Here is a 21,990-nt window from a genome sequence, read left to right on the forward strand (position 1 = left end):
AAATAAATCATTTTTTATAAATATACCCACTATTGAATAAAAAAATAAAGGGATAATATTTATAAGGAAATTTATTAATAATGGAATCAATAAAAATAAAAATCTTATTACTATGCACTTTGTATTAAAATACTTATTATTAAACATTTTATTTATTGAAAACAATGAAATATTTATAATAAAAAACAAAAAATTTATTGATAAAAAATCATTTATTATATTTGATGAAAAATTTATATATAATTTAGAAGAAAAAATTCTCAATTCCAAGAATAGAAATAGAGATGCTAGGTATAAGTGAATATAAATTATAAATCTCTTGGTCATTTAATTCCCTCTTTATATATTATATATTAATTATATGTGAAAGAGTTTAGACTTTCCTTAAACATATTTACAAATTCCAACTTACATGTTTCACATGACCATATTTGAAATAGATTTAATTCATATCTATATTTTCCTTCTATATTTAACCACTTTACAAGTATTTTATTTTCCATTTTTTCACCACATTTTTGATAATGTAAGAAAAATATATTTTTGTTTCCTTTGGGTTTATTTCTTATAAAAATTTTATCATTAAATAAATCGACAACCTCTTGTTCAATTAAGGATTCTTCTGAAAAATTAAAAGGATTTAGGGTTAGTTCACCCATATGTAGTTTAAAACCCTTGGTTTCAGATACACCACAATTACAATCGAACATAATTCTAGGAACTAATGGATCTAAAGTAACATCTTTTGATTTTAGCATTATATTGGGGTTATTATGATTTAAAAATTTGTGTTTTTCTAAAAGAGAATTTTTTATTTCACCATTCTTAACCATGTCATCAAACTGAGATTTTAATGGTAAGTATCTTAAACATTCTACACATGTTTGTTCATCTCATTCAGAAAATTGTATACAATTAGAACAGCACAAACTTGTGCAATAAAAACAAGTATTGTTATATTCAATATTAATATCATTTGAACAAATGCCACAATTTATATTCATAATTCTACACCTTAATATATTATATCATATAGCAACAAACCAGATGGATCAGCAATAAATTTCATTTTCTCTCCATTAATAGATAATGATTTTTTTATATCTTCCAACGTAATTGTGTTATTATTATAAGCAATGCATGTGCCAATTATTTTTCTAATTTGATATCTCAAAAAACCTTTTGCTTTAAATTCAATATAGTGATTATTATCATCCTCACTAATAATATTAATATGGTCAATTTTTCTTTCTAAATTATAATTGTCATATTCATTTTTCTTAAGACCACTAAAATTTCTAAAATCATGTAAGCCAACAAATAATTTGAGACTTTCTTCAAATTTAAATTTATTAAATTCGAATTTTAAAAAATGATAGTATCTTCTTTTCAATGGATCATATTCATTAGTTGATAAATAATATCTATAGGTCTTTTGTTTACAATTTCTTACCAAAAAGTCTGGGCTTATTTCTACAATACTTTTAACAAATATATTTTTATTTATTCTTGAATTAATATCTCTAGCTATTAATCTATGATTAAATCTAAATTCTGTTTGTAAAAAAACCTTTTGATTACGGGCGTGTACTCCCGCATCGGTCTTACTTGCTCCCAAAGTATGAAATAAATTACTTTTAAATATTGCAACAAATGATTTTTCAAGTTCACCTTGAGCAGTCAATAAGTTATTTTGTTTTGCCCACCCATGTAGTTCGCTTCCATCATAACTTATTGTTAACAAGTAATAATTCACTATGAAATTATTCCTAAAATAGCATCAACGTGAGGTATTTGGTATGAATTAAATGATGGAGTAAATGCATATGCAATAGCCATTCCAGCAACCCCAACACCTATTATAAAAATTATAATATCTTGGACCCTTATATTAACTTGTCTATATCTAGTTCTTTTACCATTTGGATTATATCCTCTTGAATCCATCGCATATGCAAGGTCTTCTGCTTTCTGAAATGAACTTACTAGAAGTGGTATTATCAAAGAAACTATTGATTTAACCTTTTCATTCATTTTTCCATTTTTAAAATCTATACCCCTAGATGATTGGGCTTTCATTATTCTAGTTGCTTCTTCAATAAGTGTTGGTATCATTCTAAGCGCAATTGATATAATTGTTGAAAAAATATAAACGGGTATTTTTATAAGTTTTAAAGGTGATAAAAGATCTTCAATTGCCAATGTCAATTCTATTGGTTGTGTTGTAGATGTAAGTATTGTTGCAAAACCTATTGTTAAAAATATTCTTCACGCCATATAAAAAGCTTTATATAGTGCTCTCTCAGATAAATATTTTCCATTTATTCTTAAAAAGTATCCTAGGCTATCACTTTTACCTACATCAAATATACTATAAGTGTGTGTTATCGATATATTTGATAATGAAGTTTTTATCATAAAGATATTAATTATAAACATTAATATAAACATTAATATAACTGGTTTGAATAGTTTCATCATCATCGGGAAACTAATATTCCCAACTATTATTAGGACAGTAGCAATAACTGTTACTCCAATCAAGCCTGTAAATCCAATAGGAAAAAATATACTCACCATTAAGCAAAGTAACATAAATAATTTAAGTCGAGCATCCATTTTGTGAATAATCGAATTACTCGGAATATATCTCCCAAATGCTAGTCTCATACTTATTTTCCTCTTTTTTTCTTTAATAGTTTCACAAAATCATCAATTGTTCTAAATTCATCCTGGGTTAGATCTACGCCCTTATCCTTTAATTTATATGCTAATTGATATAATTTTGGTGGTTGAATATCTATTAACTTTAATAATTTTGTATCTCGAAATATTTCAAAAGGTTTTCCTATTTTTTTTACATCACCTTCATGCATAACGATGACTTCATCAGCTATCTTTAAAACGTGATCCATATTATGTGTTACAATGATTATTCTTTTGCCTTTGTCCTTGTTAAGGGATTCAAAAATTCTCATAAAATCTTCTTCACCTTGTGGATCAAGCCCACCTGTTGGTTCATCTAAAACCAATGTATTTCCATCCATAGCTATTATTCCAGCTATAGCAACTCTTCTTTTTTGACCACCTGATAATGCAAATGGAGAACGAGATACATAATCTTCTGGAAGATCCACCATTTTCAAAAGTTCTGGAACTTTCTTCATTATTTCATCTTTGGGGACACCCATTGTTATAGGTCCAAAAGCTATATCTTTTTCTATTGATTCTTGAAATAATTGATACTCCGGGAATTGAAAAACTAATCCAATTTCTTTTCTTAATGGTTTTACATATTTAATTTTCTTAGTGGAGGCTGGTAATTGGAAATTTCCAATAATTGTACGTCCTGTTTCTGCAATTATTAGCCCATTTATTAGTTGTATCAAAGTTGACTTACCACTACCAGTTGTTCCTATAATCGCAGTTATTAAACCTTTTTTTATTGTTAAATTTGCCTGGCGTAGCGCATTAAATTCTAGGGGGGTATTCTTTGAATAAGTATAAGTGACATTTTCGAAAACAACATCTCCTGAAAAATCATAATTTACATTTTTAGATTGAGATTTTTTATATTTGTAAATAAATTTATTAGATTTGCTTTTTTCAATATTAGTATATCACTCTTTAACAGAATTTATTCTTGATTTTTTATTTTTTAGATCGGATTTTTCAAATATCCTAATTTCTTTTTGATATTGCTTTTGATTATTTCTATCCTCCCTAATTAATTCACTTCGCTTTTTGCGATTTAATTTTATTTTTTGCATGTTAGATTTTCACTCAATAGATAGCTGTCTAAGGTCTTCGTGAATTATTTTTCTTGATTCCTTTTTAGTCATTGAATGTTCAAAATTGTTATTTATTTTTGACATATTTTATCCACCAATTCGTCTATATTCTTAGAACCTTTTGCTTTTATCCCCACGGTAGCAAGAGCCTCTTCTATTTGTGAAACAAAAGGAATATCAAGGTGAATAGACCTTAAAAATTTTTTGTCCTTTAAAACTTCATCAGGTGTTCCGAATCTAACAAGTTTTCCTTGATTCATAACAAGAACTTTGTCTGCGTTTAGAATTTCATCCATATCATGAGTAATTGATAAAATTGTGTGATTTCTTGTTTCTTTTAATTCAACCATTATTTTTTTTACTTCAGATTTTCCCTTTGGGTCTAACATACTAGTTGCTTCATCAAATATTAAAATATCTGATGAGAGGGCTAATGCGGAGGCTATTGCTACCCTTTGTTTTTGACCACCCGATAATGTTAATGGTTCAGAATCTAAAAACTTTTCCATTCCAACCTTAGTTACTGCATTCTTAATTCTTGATGTCATTTCAATTGGATTAACACGACGGTTTTCTAATCCAAATGCAACATCATCTCTAACAGTTGAGCCAATAAACTGATTATCTGGATTTTGAAAAACTATTCCCATAAATTTTCTAATTAAATTTATATTTCCCACTCCCGAAAGATTACCATAATAGTATATTTCCCCGTTAATCGGTTCTAAAACTCCTATTAATATTTTCGATAGAGTTGACTTACCACTTCCATTGTGTCCGATAATAGCAACATATTCCCCGTGTTCAACATCAAAACTTACCCCATCAACAACAATAGGGAGACTTATATCATATCTAAATGACAAATTGTTAACCCTTAATGCTATATTAGATATTTTAATAAGTTCTCCGTCAATACCTCTATTTTTAACTGATTCTGTTGCTAATTTATAAAATCTTTTTGATTCATTAAATTTATATTTTGCTTGAGTATATTCAATTTTACTTTTATTAGCAAGTTTTTTATCCCTTTTGCACTGAATATAATATTGTTTAAATTTTGAGGTATCTGCAAGCTTATTATACTCCGCTTTTAATGAGTTATATTTAGATATATATGACTGGTATTCACTTCTAGTAATTTTTCCAGCAGAACATAGTGTTCTTGCCTTAATCATTTCCCTACTTGATAACAATAGTTTATCATTTCATCCATTTAGCACTATTCGAAAATCATTTAGATCACTATTGGTTAAATTTAATTTTTCACTCATATATATACCTTCCATATAATTAAATTATATATTATTTATGATTAAATAGTATAGAAAATAGCGCTTGATTTAAAAGTATAAATACAAAATTTTGTATTATTTTTTACTATAAAATAATTTATTTAAATAAATTCACAACTATAATGTAAAAATTTTGTTAATATTTTTATTTGTAAAAGAGGACCATTAGAAAATTCTTATGGCCCTCATATTTATAAAATAAAAACTCTACTTGACTAACTCAATAATACACATTGGTGCATTATCTCCTCTTCTATTATCTAATTTTAGTATTCTAGTATATCCTCCATCACGCTTCTTAAAACGCGTAGCAAGCTCATTAAATAATTTTTGTAATGCAGTTTCTTTGTTGTTTACATTAGTATTTCTTAATCATGTTATGGCCTGACGTCTCGCATGCAAGTCTTGTCTTTTTGCTAAGGTAATCATTTTGTCCAAATGTTTTCTCAGTTCCTTAGCCCGTTTTTCTGTTATTTCTAATCTTTCATTAATGATAAGTTCAGTTGTTAGATTTCTCATTAATGCTTCTCTTCATGCTGTATTTTTTCCTTGTTTTTGAATAAATGACATAATTCTCGCCCCTTTCTAACCGTGTCTAAATGTCAGTCCCAACTGTGCGACTTTATCTTTTATTTCTTTTAATGATTTTCTTCCTAGATTTCTGATTTCTCCAATTTCATCTTCAGTTCTTGTAACTAAATCTCTTATAGTGTTAACCCTTGCTCTTTTTAAACAATTTAGACTTCTAGGTGTTAACTCAATATCTTCAATTGGTTTATCCAACTCTTTGTCGTCTTCATCATTTGGAGCACCGATAATTTCTAGTGCTGATAAATTTTTATCCAAGTCTATGAATAATGTCATATGCTCTGAAAGAATTTTAGATGCCATTGATATTGCATTTAATGGATATATAGAACCATCAGTTCTAATTTTCATTGTTAGTCTCTCAAAATCTAATAATCTTCCGATTTTAGTTGGTTCAACATCATAACTAACATTTAGTATTGGAGAATAATGTGAATCAATAGCAATAGTATTAGTAGCTACTTGAGATTCTTTTTTATTATCCTTAAAAGTTCTATATCCTCTACCGTTTTTAGCAAATAGGGTGATTTCAAACTCTCCTTCATTAATTGTACATATTTTTAAATCTTTATTAATAATCTCTACACCTGTTGGAGTTATAAAATCTTTTGCAAAAACCTCACCTTTTTTATTTGATGATTTAAATTTTATTTCAGCATACTCATCTTCGTCAAACATTTCAATATTAATCTTTAAAACTAATTGCTTAATATTTAAAATTATTAAACTCATATTTTCAACAACACCATCTATGGCAGAAAATTCATGCGTTGGAATAGTAGAACCTTTAAATTGAACTGCAAATACAGCTGCTCCTGGTGTTGAGGAAATCAATGTTCTTCTTAAAGCGTTACCCAGTGTAACACCAAAGCCTCTTTCTAATGGTTCAACTTTAAATTCTCCATAAAAGCTATCTTCTGCAGTTACATTGATATCAAATTCTGGTCTTGTAAACAACTTCATATACTACCCCCTTGGTCTTTTTCTAGGTCTAACACCGTTATGTGGAATTGGTGTTTTGTCTTTAATTGATGTAATTTCTAAACCTACACCCTGCAAACTTCTTATTGCAGCATCACGTCCTGGCCCAGAACCTCTGATTTCTACAGAGATCTTTCTCATACCATTATCCATAGCTCCTTTTCCAGCAGCTTCAGCAATCATTTGGGCTGCATAAGGTGTTGATTTTTTACTCCCTTTAAATCCAAGTGACCCAGCACTAGACCAGGCAACTGCATTTCCAGCTTCATCAGCCAATGTTACGATTGTATTATTAAATGTTGAATGAATGTGTGCAACACCGACTGGAATATTTTTCTTTATTTTTTTACGTGTTGTTTTTTTTGGATTTGCCATCTTTATATAACACTCTACTTTCTAACTATTTTTTCTTATTGGCAACTGTTTTTCTTGGACCTTTTCTTGTTCTAGCGTTTTGCTTTGAAGATTGTCCCCTAACTGGTAGCCCTTTTCTGTGTCTTATTCCTCTATAACACCCAATTTCCATCAATCTTTTAATGTTTAATGAGACCTTACGTCTTAAATCACCTTCGGTTGTTATTTTTGAGATTTCGGATGATATTCTTTTAGATTGTTCCTCAGTTAAATCTTTTACTCTGATATCTTCACTTATCTTACAATTATCTAAAACATGTTTAGACATTGAAAGTCCAATACCATAAATATAGGTTAGACTAATGACAACTCTTTTATTATTTGGTATCTCTACCCCGTTTATACGAGCCATTTATACTTTTCCTTTCTGACTTTATAATGCAAAAATTAAACTTTAAATAATTAGCCTTGTCTTTGCTTATGCTTTGGTTGTGCACAAATTATCATAACACGACCTTTTCTTTTAATAACACGACACTTATCGCATATTCTTTTCACAGATGATCTTACTTTCATCTTTCTAACCCCTTTTTCTATAAATTAAGTTAGTTTATCAACTATATTGACCACTTATAAATTAAGTAGTCTCATTTTTTTGTCTATAAGTTATACGCCCACGTGTTGGGTCATAAGGAGAAATAGCGACTGTTACTTTATCACCGGGTACAATTCGAATGTAGTTCATACGAATTTTACCCGAAACGTGAGCGTCAATAATAACGTCGTTTTCTAATTTAACCTTAAATTTTGTGTTGGGTAGCACTTCTACCACAACTGCTTCTACTTCTAAATAATCTTCTTTAGACATTAAATCCTCCATTAGTCTTCCCAGGCGGTTAGTATTTCATAACCATATTCTGTGACTAAGATTGTATGCTCATAATGAGCAGCCATACTATTATCCGCAGACCTTACCGTTCATTGGTCTTTTTCCACTATGGTTTTTGGGGTTCCTATTTGAACCATTGGTTCAATACATATTGTCATTCCCTTTACAAGTCTTATACCTGTTTTTTCTTTTCCAACATTTGGAATTTGAGGGTCTTCATGCATTTCATAGCCTATCCCATGTCCACAATAAGCGGTTGGCAAGTGAAAACCTTTTTCTTCAATAATTTTTTGAACAGTAGAAGATAAGGTTCCGATTCGTACACCGGCTTTAATTTGTTCAATTGCCAAGAATAATGATTCTTTTGTAATCTTTACAAGTTCTATATCCTTTTCATTTTTTGGCTTACCACAAATAGTTGTAAATGCAGCATCTAAATGCATATCATTATATATTAGACCCGCATCTATTGAAATAATGTCACCATTTTCTATTTCTCTATCTTGTGGTATACCATGAATTAGTTGTTCATTTATAGATACACAAATATATTTTGGATATCCCATATAATTTTTAAAGTTACTATCACAATTATTTTCTTTCAAAAAGTTAGCAAATATTTTATCCAAATCTAAGCAATTAAAACCTGGTTTAATACTTTCTTTTAATAAGGTTAGCGCTCTTCCTAAGAGCTTTCCGCCAATCCTCATATCATCTATTTGTTTATTATTCTTAATTGTTATATTCATTAAATCTTTAATCCATCATAAACGGTTTTAATAAATTCCTCAATATTGTGATCGCCTATATTTACATTAAATATTCTTTCGTTATAGTAATCTAGTAAGGGCGATGTTTGTTCTTTATAGACCTGTAATCTAATTGCAATATTTTCAGGAAGATCATCTTTTCTTGTTAATAATTTTTCTCCATCAAAATCACACACACCTTCTTTTAAGGGCGCTTTTGTTTTCTTATTATAAATAGATTGACACTTGCTACAGACAAGCCTATTTTTCAATCTATTAACAACTATTTCTTCTTGAATATCAATGTAGATTACTTTATCTAATTTTGAATTATTTTCTATGAGAAAATCATCTAATGCTTGGGCTTGGAAAACTGTTCTAGGGAATCCGTCATAAATTAAATTATCAAAATAATTATTTTTCTTAATATAATCCTTGACCATATCTATTGTTATATGATCTGGGACATATTTACCACTTTCAAGATATTTCTTCGCATCTAAACCAAGTTTTGTTTTATTATCTATATTTTTTCTAAATAAATCGCCGGTTGACATATGAAGCATTTTCTTTTCTTTTTCTAAATGTTCTGAAAAAGTACCCTTACCACTTCCTGGTAAACCTAATAAAAGTAAATTCATTATTATCCCCCTTGTTATCAAATATGTGATTTTTTTGATGATTCAACAACTTTAACATTTTTATTCTTACGGTTAACGAACTCTTGTTCAATAAGTCTACTTTTAATTTGTTGAATAGTTTGAATTGAAACAGAAATAACAATAATCAATCCAGTCCCTCCAATAGCTAAGCTACTTGGAAGGTTTGTTAATTTCGAAATTACATATGGTAATACAGCAATAAATGCAAGAAAGAATGAACCCATTCAACTAAGCCTATTGATCGTTGCGCTTATAAATTTCTCTGTGTCCTTCCCAGGTTTTATACCCGGGATAAATGTACCAGATTTTTGAAAGTTATCTGCAATTTTTTCAGGATTTATTTGAACTTGAGAATAAAGAAATGTAAATAAAATAGTTAATACTGCATAGATTATAATACCATGTCATGAACTAAATGACAAATAATTATTACAAAATAGCACAAATCAATTTGTTTTTCCACTGGAAATTAATATTTGAGAAATTGTTACGGGTGTAGAGATAATTGCACTTGCAAAAATAACCGGAATAACACCTGCATTATTTAATTTTAATGGTAAGTATGGTGTGTGTTCTGAGGAATCAACAAGGCCAGCACCAGTTTGTTGGATTGGTATTTTTCTTTCAACCTCATTCATAACAACAATCATATAAATAAGGAATAAGAATGCACATAAATATATTATAAATTTCAGAATACCATCTAATAGCACAGATGACTCGTCATTTTTATCAATTCAAAATTTAAATGTAGATATTATACTATTTGGCATTTTAGTAACAATACCAGCGAAGATAATAACAGAAACACCATTTCCAATACCTTTTAATGTTATTTGATCTGATAATCATAATAAGAAGAAACTTCCAGCTATCATAACAAGCGGAACTAACATATAATAAAATCAAGATGGACCTATACCACTATCACTACTTGACCATTTCGGACTAATTAATCCTTGTGATGTTAATGTAAATATTGTAGCAATTGATTGCATAATGGCAAATGGTATAGACAAAATTTTTGTAAGTTTATCTAGTTTTCTTTTACCTCTTTCCCCAGATTTTGATCAGTTGCTAAGCACAGGGATAACATCTGTTGATAATAATTGCACTATAATTGAAGCGGTAATATATGGTGATACACCAAGAGCAACAATTGAAAAGTTACCCAAAGTTCCTCCACCAAGTGTCGAAAGTAATTGAAAGAACTCACTATTGGACACATTTTGTGTATATGAAGGGGACAATGTAATACTAGGGATTGTGACAAAACTTAAAACCCTTATCAAAAGAATTATCATAAGTGTAATAAAAATTCTTTTAAATAAATCTTTGTTTCTCTTAAAAAAACTAGCATTACCAAAATTAATCGGATTTACTGAATTTTTATTTTTTTTATTTTTTTTATTTTTAATTACCTTAGATTTTCTTGTCTTCAAACCAGTAACAGTTGTCTTATCCAACATTAAATCACCTCTATTTTTCCGCCCGCTTTTTTAATACTTTCTTCTGCATTTTTAGATATTTTGTTAACTCTGACATTAATAACTTTATCTATTTTACCATTTCCTAATATTTTAACTAAAGTTTTTTTTGATTTAATAACCTTTTTTTCAATTAATGAGTCGTGGTTGATATCGGTCAAACCAAGGTTATTAATTGTTGATAAGTTAAGAATAACATATTCTTTTTTATTAATATTTGTAAAACCAACCTTAGGTATTCTCCTAAATAAAGGAGTTTGTCCACCTTCAAAGCCTGGCCTTACTCCGCCCCCGGAACGAGAATTTTGACCCTTATGTCCTCTTGTAGAAGTTTTACCTTTACCAGACGCCATTCCACGGCCAACACGAGTAACATCCTTTTTACTACCGGGAGTGTATTTTAATTCATGTAATTTCATATTTTTCCTCCTTAAGTAGTTGCGATTTGTTCAGTTTCCGGTTTTTTAACGGATTTATTAAATCTTAAAGCTTCTATCTGTGCCCTAGTCATCATTTGAGATAATCCATCAAGAGTTGCTCTAATCATATTTATTGGCGTATTTGATCCTAGTGATTTTGCATATACATCACTTATACCCGCTAATTCCATAACAGCCCTTGCTGGTCCTCCGGCAATGACACCAGTTCCTTTTTTCGCTGGTTTGATCATAACTTTACCAGCTCCAAAATGCCCAATAACATCATGAGGTATTGTTGTACCATCAAATGGGACTCTTACTAGATTTTTTCTAGCATCCTTCATTGCTTTTTTAATAGCATCGGGAACTTCATTTGCTTTACCAGTTCCAAGTCCGACTCTTCCTTTTTTATCACCAATAACCACAATTGCTGCAAATCTAAATCTACGACCACCTTTTGTTACCTTCGTAACTCTATTAATCTTAACAACCTTTTCTTCGAAAGATTTATCTCTTTGCATTGGTTTTCTTCTAAAAGATCCTTTGTCATCAGAACGAGAATTAGGTCCTTTTCCAAATTTAGAATTTCTTCCTTTCTCGAAGGGTGGCTTATTAGAATCGTTTTGATTAATATTTGTTTTTTCTTGAACTATGTTGGTTACTACTTTTTCATTTTCCATCATTTTCCTCCTTTACTAGAATTTAATTCCCTTTTCTCTTAGTGTTTCTGCAAATGCTTTGATTTTACCATGATAAATATATCCACTTCGGTCAAAAACTATTTCAATTATTTTTTTAGATTTCATTTTTTCTAAAATATCATTTCCAACCGCCTTTGCGGCGTCAATATTTGATGGGTTCTTTAAGCCCATTTTTAATGAATGTGCCGCAGCAATTGTTTCCCCTTTATTGTCATCTATTAATTGAGCATAAAAGAATCTATTTGATTTATAAACACATAATCTTGGTTTAGAAGATGTTCCAACTATTTTTTTTCTAATTCTAAGGTGTCTTTTTTGACGCGCTTTATTTTTAGTATGTTTCATAGGTCTCCTTAATTAGCTGTTACTTACCAGCTTTTTTTCCTTCTTTTCTTATTATGTGCTCATCTTTATATTTTATTCCCTTACCTTTATATGGTTCAGGTTGTCTATATGCTCTAATATGTGCCGCTGCTTGTCCCACAACTTGTTTATCTATTCCAGATAATTTTATAATAGTTGGTTTTGGAATTTCAACAGATACACCCTTGGGAATATGATACTCAACAGGGTGGGAATAACCCAATGATAGATTAATCTTATCACCAGCTAAAGCCGCTCTATAACCAACACCATTGATTTCTAATTCCTTTTCAAACCCTACACTAACACCCAATAACATTCAAGAAATTATTGAATTTGTTGTTCCGTGTAGCTGTTTTGTTGTTTTTACATCGTTGCTACGCTCTGTTTTAATACCTAAAGGTGTTGTAGTTATTTTTATTAAAGGTGAAAAAGATTTCTTCAATTCACCCTTAGCACCTTTAATGGTTATATCATTTCCATCAATCTTAATTTCAACTCCTGCCGGAATTTGCAATACTCTATTTCCTATACGTGACATTTTATCTTCCTTTGCCTATCTATCAAACAAAAGCCAAGACTTCACCACCAACATTTTGTTGGCGAGCTTGTTTGTCTGTCATAATCCCTTGTGATGTTGAAACTATTGCTATTCCTAATCCATTTAATACATGAGGTATATTCTCAGCTTTTGAAAAAACTCGCAGACCAGGTTTTGAAATTCTTTTTAAACCATGAATCACTCTATTCTTTCCTAAATATTTCAGTTTTACTACTAGATCTTTTCTAAAGTCATCAGATTCAACAAAATCTTCAATAAATCCTTCTTTTTTTAAGATATCAGCTATATGTTTTTTTTCCTTGCTTCCCGGAATTAGCACATCCTTGTGATATCTTTGATTCGCATTTCTAATGCGAGTTAACATATCTGCAATAACGTCTGTTGTCATTTTATATATTCTCCTTAAATCTTAGTCTATCAGCTTGCTTTAGTAACACCGGGTAGTTGTCCTTTATATGCAAATTCTCTAAAACATATTCTGCACAATTTAAATCTCTTTAAAACTGAATGTGGTCTTCCACAATTTTCACATCTTGTATACTCTCTAACCTTAAATTTTTGTTTTTTATGTTGTTTAACAATTAATGATTTCTTAGCCATTAAATACCCCCTATTTCGTAAACGGCATACCAATTTTTTCCAACAATTTCATTGAATCCTCACTTGAATTTGTTGATGTAACTATTGTAATATCCATTCCTCTAATTTTTTTAACCTTATCATAATCAATTTCTGGAAAAATTATTTGTTCCTTAATTCCTAATGAATAATTGCCGAAATTATCGAAACTTTTTTTTGATACACCTCTAAAGTCACGAACTCTTGGCAAGGCAACCGATATAAGTTTCAATAAAAAGTCATACATTTTTTTTCCTCTTAATGTGACTTTGCACCCGATCGGCATTCCTTCTCTCAATTTAAATGCTGCCAATGATTTCTTAGCTCTTGTTATTAATGGTTTTTGCCCAGTTATCAGACTTAATTCATGGGCTGCTTCATCTAATTTTTTAGAGTCAGAAACAGCATCGCCAACCCCCATATTAATAACTATTTTGTCTATTTTTGGTACTTGCATAATAGATTTATATTTATTTTCTTTGAAAAGTTCATCTTTTATTTTTGTGTTATATAATTCTTGTAAAACGCACTTCATTTTTGAACCTCTCCTTATTTAAGAATAGCCTTAGATTTAACGGTAATTCTTTTCTTTTTTCCATCTATAAAGCTATATGCAATTCTTGTTGTTTGATCTTTATTTTTAGGATCTACTAATTGTACATTTGAAATATGTACTGCTTTTTCAATATCAATAATTCCACCCTCAGTTGACTGTTGGCTTGGTTTTTGGTGTTTTATTCCTTTAATACCTTCGACAAATACTCTGCTTCTATCTTTTGAAAATTTGATAATTGGCCCTTGTTCACCCTTGTGTTTTCCTGTGGTAATTTTCACAATATCACCTGTTACAAATTTAGTCTTATTCATAATCATACACTCCTATAAAACTTCTGGAGCAAGGGATGCGATTTTTTGAAAACCAGCATCTCTTACTTCTCTTGCTATCGGGCCAAAAATACGTGTTCCTCGAGGACTTTTATCTTCTTTTATAATAACAGCAGCGTTTTCTGAAAATTTGATATATGTACCGTCTTGTCTTCTTAATCCTCGAACAGTACGAACAATTACAGCTTTGATAACTTGACCTTTTTTAACAGCCCCTCCTGGGGTTGCGGCTTTAACAGTTGCAACAACAATATCTCCAACATTTGAAAATTTCTTAACACTTCCACCTAGATTTCTAATAATTAAAATTTCTTTAGCGCCTGAATTATCCGCAACTTTTAATCTTGACTCAGTTTGTAACATAATTAATTATCCATGCCTTTCTTAAATAATAGCTTTTTCAATAATTCTTACTAATCTAAAATTTTTATTTTTACTTAGTGGTCTAGTTTCCATAATTTCAACACGGTCGCCTTGATTAGCAAGTTGCTCTTCATCGTGAGCCTTGTACTTTTTAGAATACTTAACCCTTTTCTTATAAATGGGATGATTTTTGTATGTCTCAACTAATACTGTTATTGTTTTCTCCATTTTATCAGAGACTACTTTTCCAATAAAAGTCTTCCTACTTGTTCTTCCGTTTTCCATTACTTACTACCCCCGGGTTTTTTAATTTGAAATGTTCCTTGTTGTTTTTTAATTCTTGCTTCACGTTGTTCTTTTAATAATCTGTTTTGCTCATCAATCTGTTGTTTAGCAGCAGCAGCATTGGAACCAAAAGTATATGTTTTTGCATCTTTTGGTTTTTTACTTAATGTTAATTCAATCCCTTTGACTTTTCTAGATTCAGGGGTATCTCCTATTTTTACCTTTGGAAGTTTGATCTCAAAACTATCTTTTTGGTTTTTTAATTTTTTAAGTCTCATTTTCTCAGCATCAAGTCTTGCTTTTTTAATTGCTTCAGTCTCAGCTTCTTTTTGAGCTTTTTTTGCATCCGCTACTAATTGTGCTTTTCTAAGATTTGCTTTTTTCTCAGCCTCTTTTAATAATGCCTCATTTTTTAATTTATTAGCCTTCGCTTGTTTTTGAGCTTCTAAAATAATTTTTTTCTTTTCAAACTCAATTTCTTTTTTGGTTTTTTCGGCGTATTTTTTAATTTTTTCTTTAAGAATTAGGGCGTCTTTTTTAATTTTTTCTTGTTTTTTTTCATCAGCCTTAATTTTAGCCTCCATATGAGCTTTTGATTTTAAATTTTCAGAATGAGATTTTGCCATTAAGGCTTCGGCTTGTTTTTGAGCTTCTTCGGCTTGTTTTTTGGCTTCGGCTGCTTGTTTAGCTTTTAGGGCTTCGGCTTGTTTTTTTGCTTCTTGGGCTTGTTTTTTTGCTTCTTCGGCTTGTTTTTTAGCTTCTTCGGCTTGTTTTTTAACTTCTTCGGCTTGTTTTTTTGCTTCTTGAGCTTCGGCGGCTTGTTTAGCTTTTAGAGCTTCGGCTTGTTTTTTTGCTTCTTGAGCTTCTTTGGCTTGTTTTTTAGCTTCGGCATCTTGTTTAGCTTTTAGAGCTTCGGCTTGTTTTTGAGCTTCTTTAGCTTCTTCGGCTTGTTTAGCTTTTAGGGCTTCGGCTTGTTTTTTTGCTTCTTGGGCTTGTTTTTTTGCTTCTTCGGCTTGTTTAGCTTTTAGAGCTTCGGCTTGTTTTTGAGCTTCTTGAGCTTCAGCGGCTTGTTTAGCTTTTAGAGCTTTGGCTTGTTTTTTAGCTTCGGCATCTTGTTTAGCTTTTAGAGCTTCGGCTTGTTTTTGAGCTTCTTCAATTTTTTCAATTTCTATATCTCTTGCTTCTTGAGCTTTTAGAGCTTCGGATTGTTTTTGAGCTTCGGCGGCTTGTTTAGCTTTTAGAGCTTCGGCTTGTTTTTGAGCTTCAGCTGCTTGTTTTTGAGCATCCTCAGCTTGTTTAGTTTTTAGAGCTTCGGCTTGTTTTTGGGCTTCTTGAACTTCTTGAGCTTGTTTATCTTTTAGAACTTTTGTTTCTTGGACCTTTAGATCTTCAACGTGGAGTTCTTCAATAGGATTGGTACTGTATATTTCGTTATTATTGCTTGTCCAATCATTGCTTAATCCAGGTTTATTATCTACTTTATTATTTGAAATAATTATATCTGGACTAACATTATCTGCGCTTATTTTTAAATTTGTATTTTCAATATCATTTAATGAATCTACAGTGTCATTAATATTGGAAAAGTCAATGTTTCCCATATTTGGGTTGTTTTCCTCTTCTAACTTAGCAATTTGTTTTCTAACTTTTTCTCTAACTTTTTTACCTGCTTTATCTGCTTTGTCTACAATTTTTTTATAATCTGCTTTGATTGTTTTACCAACAATTTCTCCTTGTTGTTGTCTTTCAAAAAGAAGATACTTTAATCTAGCAACATCTTTTTTAATACTACTTATTTGGTGAGGCTTCTCTAAACTCCCCATAGCTGCCTGAACTCTTAGAGCGAAAAGTTGAGCTTTAAACTCTTCTGTTAATTTTTCCAATTCACTTGTTGGTTTAGTTCGTCATTCAGTTAATGTATCAAGTCTTTTAGACATTTTCCTCACCTCTTTTAATAATCTTGCATCTGACTGGCAATTTATGCATTGCAAGTCTTAAAGCCTCACGAGCTATTTGTTCATTTACTTGAGCAACTTCAAACATAAACTGTCCAGTTTTAACTACAGCAACTCAGTCCTCTGGTGAACCCTTTCCAGAACCCATACGTACCTCTAATGGTTTTTTAGTTTTGGCCATATGGGGGAATATTCTAATTCAAACTTTTCCAAAACGTTTCATATAACGAGTCATCGCAATACGGGCAGCCTCAATTTGACGAGATGTTATTCATGCTCCATCAAGAGACATCAAACCATATTCACCAAATTCAATTGTCTTTCCACCTTTTGCTTTTCCTTCATAACTTACTCTATGAGGACGACGGTATTTAACCTTTTTTGGCATTAACATAGTTACTTACCTCCTTTTTGGTGTTCTCTCTTAGGATTGTTAGAATCAGATTGTAAAGATAAATCAGATTTATTTTTGCCTATTATCTCACCTTTATTGATTCAAACCTTAACACCAATTTGTCCATAGGTTGTTCTTGCTTCATAAAGTGCATAATCAATATCTGCTCTTAAAGTTGAGAGAGGTACAGAACCTTCAAGATAACCTTCAGTTCTAGCCATATCAACACCACCAAGCCTTCCAGAAACAGAGGTTTTAATTCCTTTAGCTCCGGCTTCCATAGCTTTTCTAATTGCTATTTTTTGAACAGTTCTAAATGAGGCACGATTTGTGATTTGTTCTCCTATTCATTGTGCAACTAGTTGGGCATTAATGTCAGGTTTTTTAATTTCCTGGACATTAATTTTAACATTCGCTTTTCTATCTTTTAATATTTTTTTAATTATTAAAACAATTCCATTAATTTCTTTTCCTTCTTGCCCAAGAACAAGTGCGGGTCTAGAAGTATGAATGGTTACTTTTAATTCTTTTGTATCTCGCTCAATTGTTATTTTAGAAACACCAGAATTTTTATATTTTTTTAAAAGATCTTTTCTAATCCTAATATCTTCATGCAACCATTTAATGTATGTATTTTTTTCTGCATATCAGTTCTCATCTCAAGATCTAATTATTCCAATACGCATTACATTTGGTGATACCTTTTGTCCCATTTTTTTACTTCCCTCCCTTATCTTGCGTCACTAACAGTTATAGTAATGTGACTTGTTCTTTTTAAAATTTCAAATGCACGGCCATGTCCTCTTGGTCTAATCCTTTTTAGAGTTGGGCCCTCATTTACATAAATTGTTTTAATAAATAGTTGGTCAGCTGATGCTCCTTCGTTATTTACCGCATTTGCCACAGCTGAGTTTAATAATTTTAATATTATTTCTGAAGATTTTTTTTCTTGATTGATTAGGATTGATATTGCATCACTAATGCCCTTATCCCTAATACTATCAGCGACAAGGCGAACTTTTCGTGGTGCAATTCTAATCATTGATAATTTTGCTTTTGCTTCCATAATAAACTCCTTAAACTAATGATTATTTTTTCTTTTTTTTGTCATCGCCGTGTCCACCAAATTTTCTTGTTGGTGAAAATTCTCCCAACTTATGCCCAACCATATCTTCCGTTACATAAACTGGTAAAAAATCCTTACCATTATAAACACTAAATGTATACCCTATAAAAGAAGGGTGAATTTCAGAACGTCTTGACCATGTTTTAATTGGTACTTTTTTTTCAGTCATATTCTCAACCTTTTTGATTAGATTAGAATCAACGTAAGGTAATTTTTTTTGTGATCTTCCCATGTCTACTCCTTCTTTTTTTATTTATCAGCGTTTCGTCTTCTAATTATCATTTTATTTGACGCTTTTTTCTTATCTCTAGTTTTTACACCTAGTGTTTTTTTACCTCATGGAGATACAGGTGCTTTACGACCAATTGGAGTTCTACCTTCTCCACCTCCGTGTGGGTGGTCGTTTGGATTCATAACAGACCCTCTAACTGTTGGTCTTATTCCTTTTCATCTGTTTCTACCGGCCTTACCTCAATTAACTAAGTTAAATTCCTCATTACCAACTTCACCTATAGTTGCATAACAATCTGAAAGAATTTTTCTTACTTCTCCAGAACCTAACTTTACAGTTGTATATTTATTGTCTTCTTTTCCCAATATTTGAACACTTGAACCTGCACTTCTTGCTATTTGCCCACCCTTTTTAGGTTTTAATTCTAAATTATGAACCAAAGTACCCTCAGGTATGTTTTTAAGTGGTGCTGCATTTCCGATCTTTATGTCAGCATTATCAGAAGAGATAATTTCTTGTCCGACAACCATTCCTTTTGCATAAAGAACATAGCGTTTTTCTCCATCAATATAGTTTACTAAACAAATAAATGTATTACGGTTTGGATCATATTCAATTGTTGCTATTTTTCCCGGAATATCATATTTATTTCTTTTAAAATCAATTATACGATATTTTCGCTTATGACCTCCACCTTTATGGCGTGTAGTTATTCTACCCTGATTATTTCTACCAGCGTGGTTAGGTTTTTTGGCTAACAATGAACTTTCTGGTTTAGAAGTGGTAAGAATGGAATAATCAAGTGTTGTCATATTTCTTCGCCCATTTGTTGTTGGCTTATATTTTTTAATTGGCATAATAATCCTCCTCAATGCCCATTTACAGTCTTACAATAATTCGAGCAGACAACTCTTTTCTATAAGTCTGAAAGTAATTCTAATTTTTGACCATCAACTAAGGTGATGATAGCTTTTTTATATGCTGGTAATTTACCTGCATATTTTCCTAATTTTTTATCTTTTTTAATGTAGTTTAAGGTTCTAACACTTTTTACTTTAACCTCAAAAATCTCTTCGAACGATTTTTTAATTTGTGATTTATTTGCCTTTATAGCTACTCTGAAGGTGTATGAACCGTTTGAAAAACCCTTATAAGTTTTCTCGGATAATACTGGTTTTTTAATAACATCTGTAATATGCATTATACATACACCTCCTCAATTGCCTTAATAGCATCCTCAGTTATTAACAATTTTGATGCATTCAGTAGGTCATAAACATTCAATTTTGCTACATTTAATGTCTTAATATTTTGTAAGTTCCCAGCTGATTTATTTACAAGGTCATCTTTATCCCTTGTAAGAATTAACACTTTTTGTGTATCTAAATTAACATTTTTTACAATGGATATCATTTCTTTAGTTGACGGTTTATTAAATATAAATTTATCTAAAACAACTATATCAGTTGCCTTTACACTTAATGCTGATTTCATTGCCAACTGGCGCACTTTTCTATTGACGCTTTTTTTATAATTTATATTTGGGTTTGGCCCAAAGGCAACTCCTCCACCTTTTCATTGAGGGGCTCTAATAGACCCTTGTCTAGCTCTACCTGTGCCTTTTTGTCTTCAAGGTTTTCTCCCTCCACCTCTAACTTCAGCTCTTGTTTTAACTTTTTTTGTTCCTTGTCTTAGAGCAGCTCTTTGAGAAATAACTGTGTCATATAGAGCTTGTTGATGGGGTTCAATATTTCAGACTGAGTCATTAAGATTTATTTCTTTAACTAAGTCTCCAGTTACACTTAACACTTTAACTTTCATTTTGAACCTCCTTACTCGTTATTTGTATCATTAGGTGATACTTCTTCTGTCTGGTCAGTACTTCCTGGTGTAGAATTGTCTTCTTTAATAACTGGCTCAACTTCTTTTTTTGATTCAACAACTTCTTGTGCTGCAGTATTTGTCACATTAACATTTTCTTCACTAACAACTTTATTATTATTTCTAATTAGGATTTCTAAACCATCTTTTTCTTTTAATCCTTTAATATTTTCTTTTATGATGACGAATCCTTTATTTGGGCCGGGACATGAACCTTTTATCAAAATTATATTTTCATTTGTTAAAACAGATACAACCTCAAGATTTTGAATAGTAACTTGTTCGTTTCCCATTCGACCAGGCATTTTTTTTGATTTTAGGATTCTATTGATAATTGGCCCCATTGAACCGATACCCCTGTGATAACCAGAACCATGGCCCATTGGTCCACGACTATAGTTATGTCTTTTAATAACTCCGGCTGTTCCTTTTCCTTTTGATATTCCTGTAACATCAACAAATTCACCAGACTTGAATACGTCGCTAACTTTAATATCGTTACCCATTTCGTATCCACTCATATCTCTTATTTCTTTTATGAAGCGCTTAGGTGTTGAATTTGCTTTTTTAAAATTCCCGATCTCTGGTTTATTTGCAAGATTTTCTCTTTTTTCTCCAGTACCTAATTTAAGTGCTGAGTAACCATCTTTATCAACAGATTTAACTTGTAGTACTTTATTGGGTTGTACTTCAATTACTGTTACGGGAATCATTTTTCCGTTTTCTGAAAAAATTTGAGTCATCTCAATTTTTCGTCCTAAGATTCCTTTCATGCGATATTTCCTCCTATTTAGTGTTTATGTATATTGTTATGTTTTTTTGTATATCTTATTTACGCAATTTTAATTGAAATACTAACACCTTTTGGTAAATTAAGTCTTTGCAATGCATCAATTGATTGTGGTGATGTATTTTTTAAATCTATAATTCTTTGATGTGTTCGAATTTCAAATTGTTCACGGCTATCTTTATATTTATGAACTGGTCTTAAAATTGTAATAATATTTTTATGAGTTGGTAGCGGGATGGGACCAATTACTTCAGTTCCTGTAGATTCTGCTGCTGATATAATTTTTTTTGCAGAATTGTCGACCGCAATATGATCAAATCCTTTTATTTTAATTCTAATGTTTTGTTGACCCATAAAACCTCCTTTTTTAAATACAACTTGTTTTAGTGTATTGTTAATGAACATACAAAATATACACGTGCTAATATTATTACATATTTATTAGTGAATTTCAACAAAAAAAAGGTTTATTTTCAAATTTTTTATTTTTTTAACATAAATTAGAGTGAACCCCAATTGGGACACTTTTTTAAAAAGTCTAGTGAAGTTATAAAAAAATCACTCAACTGTGCTTGTTTAAATAATACCACGTTAAATCAAAAAAGGGTTAAATTTTTATA

The 21,990-nt window shown here is 30.6% G+C and carries 34 protein-coding genes; all 34 read right to left on the minus strand.

Translation table 4 applies throughout. The annotated features are described in order from the left end of the window. Positions 1–353: 353 nt before the first annotated feature. The 34 genes from AAHM97_RS04490 to rpsJ all read right to left on the minus strand — a co-directional run bounded on the left by AAHM97_RS04490 (position 354) and on the right by rpsJ (position 21,724). The gene (locus AAHM97_RS04490) at positions 354–1,004 is read right to left on the minus strand and encodes a hypothetical protein (RefSeq protein WP_342268749.1); all 651 of its coding nucleotides are present in this window, start codon (positions 1,002–1,004) and stop codon (positions 354–356) included. 11 nt (positions 1,005–1,015) lie between these two features. After that, positions 1,016–1,756 (minus strand): tRNA pseudouridine(38-40) synthase TruA, encoded by a 741-nt coding sequence (gene truA, locus AAHM97_RS04495; RefSeq protein WP_342268750.1) that lies wholly within the window; start codon positions 1,754–1,756, stop codon positions 1,016–1,018. Continuing rightward, complete coding sequence (locus AAHM97_RS04500; protein WP_342268751.1) at positions 1,756–2,670, minus strand: energy-coupling factor transporter transmembrane component T; 915 nt, start codon at positions 2,668–2,670, stop codon at positions 1,756–1,758. Before AAHM97_RS04500 ends, truA begins: the two co-directional genes overlap by 1 nt. A gap of 2 nt (positions 2,671–2,672) precedes the next feature. Further along, positions 2,673–3,584 (minus strand): energy-coupling factor transporter ATPase, encoded by a 912-nt coding sequence (locus AAHM97_RS04505; protein ID WP_425288837.1) that lies wholly within the window; start codon positions 3,582–3,584, stop codon positions 2,673–2,675. A 278-nt stretch (positions 3,585–3,862) separates the two neighbouring features. After that, a complete protein-coding gene (locus tag AAHM97_RS04510; RefSeq protein ID WP_342268753.1) occupies positions 3,863–5,065 on the minus strand; it encodes an energy-coupling factor transporter ATPase in 1,203 nt (400 codons plus the stop codon). A 228-nt stretch (positions 5,066–5,293) separates the two neighbouring features. Then, complete coding sequence (gene rplQ, locus AAHM97_RS04515; RefSeq protein WP_342268754.1) at positions 5,294–5,656, minus strand: 50S ribosomal protein L17; 363 nt, start codon at positions 5,654–5,656, stop codon at positions 5,294–5,296. A gap of 15 nt (positions 5,657–5,671) precedes the next feature. Next, positions 5,672–6,637, minus strand: a complete 966-nt coding sequence (locus AAHM97_RS04520) for a DNA-directed RNA polymerase subunit alpha (RefSeq protein ID WP_342268755.1) — start codon at positions 6,635–6,637, stop codon at positions 5,672–5,674. A gap of 3 nt (positions 6,638–6,640) precedes the next feature. Next, positions 6,641–7,030: a 30S ribosomal protein S11 gene (gene rpsK / locus AAHM97_RS04525; RefSeq protein WP_342268756.1), complete on the minus strand. Its 390-nt coding sequence runs from the start codon at positions 7,028–7,030 to the stop codon at positions 6,641–6,643. A gap of 25 nt (positions 7,031–7,055) precedes the next feature. Next, on the minus strand, positions 7,056–7,421 hold the full coding sequence (gene rpsM / locus AAHM97_RS04530; RefSeq protein WP_342268757.1) for a 30S ribosomal protein S13: 366 nt from the start codon (positions 7,419–7,421) through the stop codon (positions 7,056–7,058). A 50-nt stretch (positions 7,422–7,471) separates the two neighbouring features. Then, positions 7,472–7,585: a 50S ribosomal protein L36 gene (rpmJ, locus tag AAHM97_RS04535; protein ID WP_342268758.1), complete on the minus strand. Its 114-nt coding sequence runs from the start codon at positions 7,583–7,585 to the stop codon at positions 7,472–7,474. A gap of 61 nt (positions 7,586–7,646) precedes the next feature. Then, positions 7,647–7,877 carry a translation initiation factor IF-1 gene (gene infA / locus AAHM97_RS04540; RefSeq protein WP_342268759.1) on the minus strand — a complete coding sequence of 77 codons (231 nt, stop codon included), beginning with the start codon at positions 7,875–7,877 and terminating at the stop codon, positions 7,647–7,649. 11 nt (positions 7,878–7,888) lie between these two features. Continuing rightward, positions 7,889–8,647, minus strand: coding sequence for a type I methionyl aminopeptidase (gene map, locus AAHM97_RS04545; RefSeq protein WP_342268760.1), 759 nt, complete (start codon positions 8,645–8,647; stop codon positions 7,889–7,891). Further along, entirely contained in the window at positions 8,647–9,288 is a 642-nt protein-coding gene (locus AAHM97_RS04550; RefSeq protein WP_342268761.1) for an adenylate kinase, read from the minus strand. Before AAHM97_RS04550 ends, map begins: the two co-directional genes overlap by 1 nt. A 14-nt stretch (positions 9,289–9,302) precedes the next feature. After that, a complete protein-coding gene (secY, locus tag AAHM97_RS04555) occupies positions 9,303–10,778 on the minus strand; it encodes a preprotein translocase subunit SecY (protein ID WP_342268762.1) in 1,476 nt (491 codons plus the stop codon). Further along, positions 10,778–11,215: a 50S ribosomal protein L15 gene (rplO, locus tag AAHM97_RS04560; protein ID WP_342268763.1), complete on the minus strand. Its 438-nt coding sequence runs from the start codon at positions 11,213–11,215 to the stop codon at positions 10,778–10,780. The genes secY and rplO overlap by 1 nt, the downstream gene beginning before the upstream one ends. Positions 11,216–11,226: 11 nt before the next feature. After that, positions 11,227–11,895, minus strand: coding sequence for a 30S ribosomal protein S5 (gene rpsE / locus AAHM97_RS04565; protein WP_425288827.1), 669 nt, complete (start codon positions 11,893–11,895; stop codon positions 11,227–11,229). Positions 11,896–11,910: 15 nt separating this feature from the next. Then, positions 11,911–12,261 (minus strand): 50S ribosomal protein L18, encoded by a 351-nt coding sequence (rplR, locus tag AAHM97_RS04570; RefSeq protein ID WP_342268764.1) that lies wholly within the window; start codon positions 12,259–12,261, stop codon positions 11,911–11,913. Between the two features lie 19 nt (positions 12,262–12,280). Then, positions 12,281–12,820 (minus strand): 50S ribosomal protein L6, encoded by a 540-nt coding sequence (rplF, locus tag AAHM97_RS04575; protein ID WP_342268765.1) that lies wholly within the window; start codon positions 12,818–12,820, stop codon positions 12,281–12,283. Between the two features lie 19 nt (positions 12,821–12,839). Continuing rightward, positions 12,840–13,229 (minus strand): 30S ribosomal protein S8, encoded by a 390-nt coding sequence (gene rpsH, locus AAHM97_RS04580; RefSeq protein ID WP_342268766.1) that lies wholly within the window; start codon positions 13,227–13,229, stop codon positions 12,840–12,842. A 26-nt stretch (positions 13,230–13,255) separates the two neighbouring features. Beyond that, a complete protein-coding gene (locus AAHM97_RS04585; RefSeq protein ID WP_342268767.1) occupies positions 13,256–13,441 on the minus strand; it encodes a type Z 30S ribosomal protein S14 in 186 nt (61 codons plus the stop codon). 10 nt (positions 13,442–13,451) lie between these two features. Next, on the minus strand, positions 13,452–13,994 hold the full coding sequence (gene rplE / locus AAHM97_RS04590; RefSeq protein ID WP_342268768.1) for a 50S ribosomal protein L5: 543 nt from the start codon (positions 13,992–13,994) through the stop codon (positions 13,452–13,454). Positions 13,995–14,008: 14 nt separating this feature from the next. Beyond that, positions 14,009–14,326: a 50S ribosomal protein L24 gene (gene rplX / locus AAHM97_RS04595; protein ID WP_342268769.1), complete on the minus strand. Its 318-nt coding sequence runs from the start codon at positions 14,324–14,326 to the stop codon at positions 14,009–14,011. 12 nt (positions 14,327–14,338) lie between these two features. Beyond that, positions 14,339–14,707, minus strand: coding sequence for a 50S ribosomal protein L14 (gene rplN, locus AAHM97_RS04600; protein ID WP_342268770.1), 369 nt, complete (start codon positions 14,705–14,707; stop codon positions 14,339–14,341). Positions 14,708–14,728: 21 nt separating this feature from the next. Beyond that, positions 14,729–14,992, minus strand: a complete 264-nt coding sequence (gene rpsQ, locus AAHM97_RS04605; protein WP_342268771.1) for a 30S ribosomal protein S17 — start codon at positions 14,990–14,992, stop codon at positions 14,729–14,731. Then, complete coding sequence (gene rpmC / locus AAHM97_RS04610) at positions 14,992–16,929, minus strand: 50S ribosomal protein L29 (RefSeq protein WP_342268772.1); 1,938 nt, start codon at positions 16,927–16,929, stop codon at positions 14,992–14,994. The genes rpsQ and rpmC overlap by 1 nt, the downstream gene beginning before the upstream one ends. Continuing rightward, positions 16,922–17,341: a 50S ribosomal protein L16 gene (gene rplP, locus AAHM97_RS04615; protein WP_342268773.1), complete on the minus strand. Its 420-nt coding sequence runs from the start codon at positions 17,339–17,341 to the stop codon at positions 16,922–16,924. The genes rpmC and rplP overlap by 8 nt, the downstream gene beginning before the upstream one ends. Positions 17,342–17,343: 2 nt before the next feature. Further along, on the minus strand, positions 17,344–18,054 hold the full coding sequence (gene rpsC, locus AAHM97_RS04620; RefSeq protein WP_342268774.1) for a 30S ribosomal protein S3: 711 nt from the start codon (positions 18,052–18,054) through the stop codon (positions 17,344–17,346). Positions 18,055–18,071: 17 nt separating this feature from the next. Then, positions 18,072–18,407, minus strand: a complete 336-nt coding sequence (gene rplV / locus AAHM97_RS04625) for a 50S ribosomal protein L22 (protein WP_342268775.1) — start codon at positions 18,405–18,407, stop codon at positions 18,072–18,074. Positions 18,408–18,429: 22 nt separating this feature from the next. Then, entirely contained in the window at positions 18,430–18,699 is a 270-nt protein-coding gene (gene rpsS / locus AAHM97_RS04630) for a 30S ribosomal protein S19 (RefSeq protein ID WP_342268776.1), read from the minus strand. 17 nt (positions 18,700–18,716) lie between these two features. Then, positions 18,717–19,556, minus strand: coding sequence for a 50S ribosomal protein L2 (rplB, locus tag AAHM97_RS04635; protein ID WP_342268777.1), 840 nt, complete (start codon positions 19,554–19,556; stop codon positions 18,717–18,719). 59 nt (positions 19,557–19,615) lie between these two features. After that, complete coding sequence (gene rplW / locus AAHM97_RS04640; RefSeq protein WP_342268778.1) at positions 19,616–19,900, minus strand: 50S ribosomal protein L23; 285 nt, start codon at positions 19,898–19,900, stop codon at positions 19,616–19,618. Beyond that, positions 19,900–20,520 carry a 50S ribosomal protein L4 gene (gene rplD, locus AAHM97_RS04645; protein ID WP_342268779.1) on the minus strand — a complete coding sequence of 207 codons (621 nt, stop codon included), beginning with the start codon at positions 20,518–20,520 and terminating at the stop codon, positions 19,900–19,902. The genes rplW and rplD overlap by 1 nt, the downstream gene beginning before the upstream one ends. 11 nt (positions 20,521–20,531) lie before the next feature. Continuing rightward, positions 20,532–21,353, minus strand: coding sequence for a 50S ribosomal protein L3 (gene rplC / locus AAHM97_RS04650; protein WP_342268780.1), 822 nt, complete (start codon positions 21,351–21,353; stop codon positions 20,532–20,534). Positions 21,354–21,412: 59 nt separating this feature from the next. Beyond that, positions 21,413–21,724, minus strand: a complete 312-nt coding sequence (gene rpsJ / locus AAHM97_RS04655; protein ID WP_342268781.1) for a 30S ribosomal protein S10 — start codon at positions 21,722–21,724, stop codon at positions 21,413–21,415. Between the last annotated feature and the right edge of the window lie 266 nt (positions 21,725–21,990).

Source organism: Spiroplasma endosymbiont of Aspidapion aeneum (assembly GCF_964031045.1).
GTDB lineage: Bacteria > Bacillota_I > Bacilli_A > Mycoplasmatales > Mycoplasmataceae.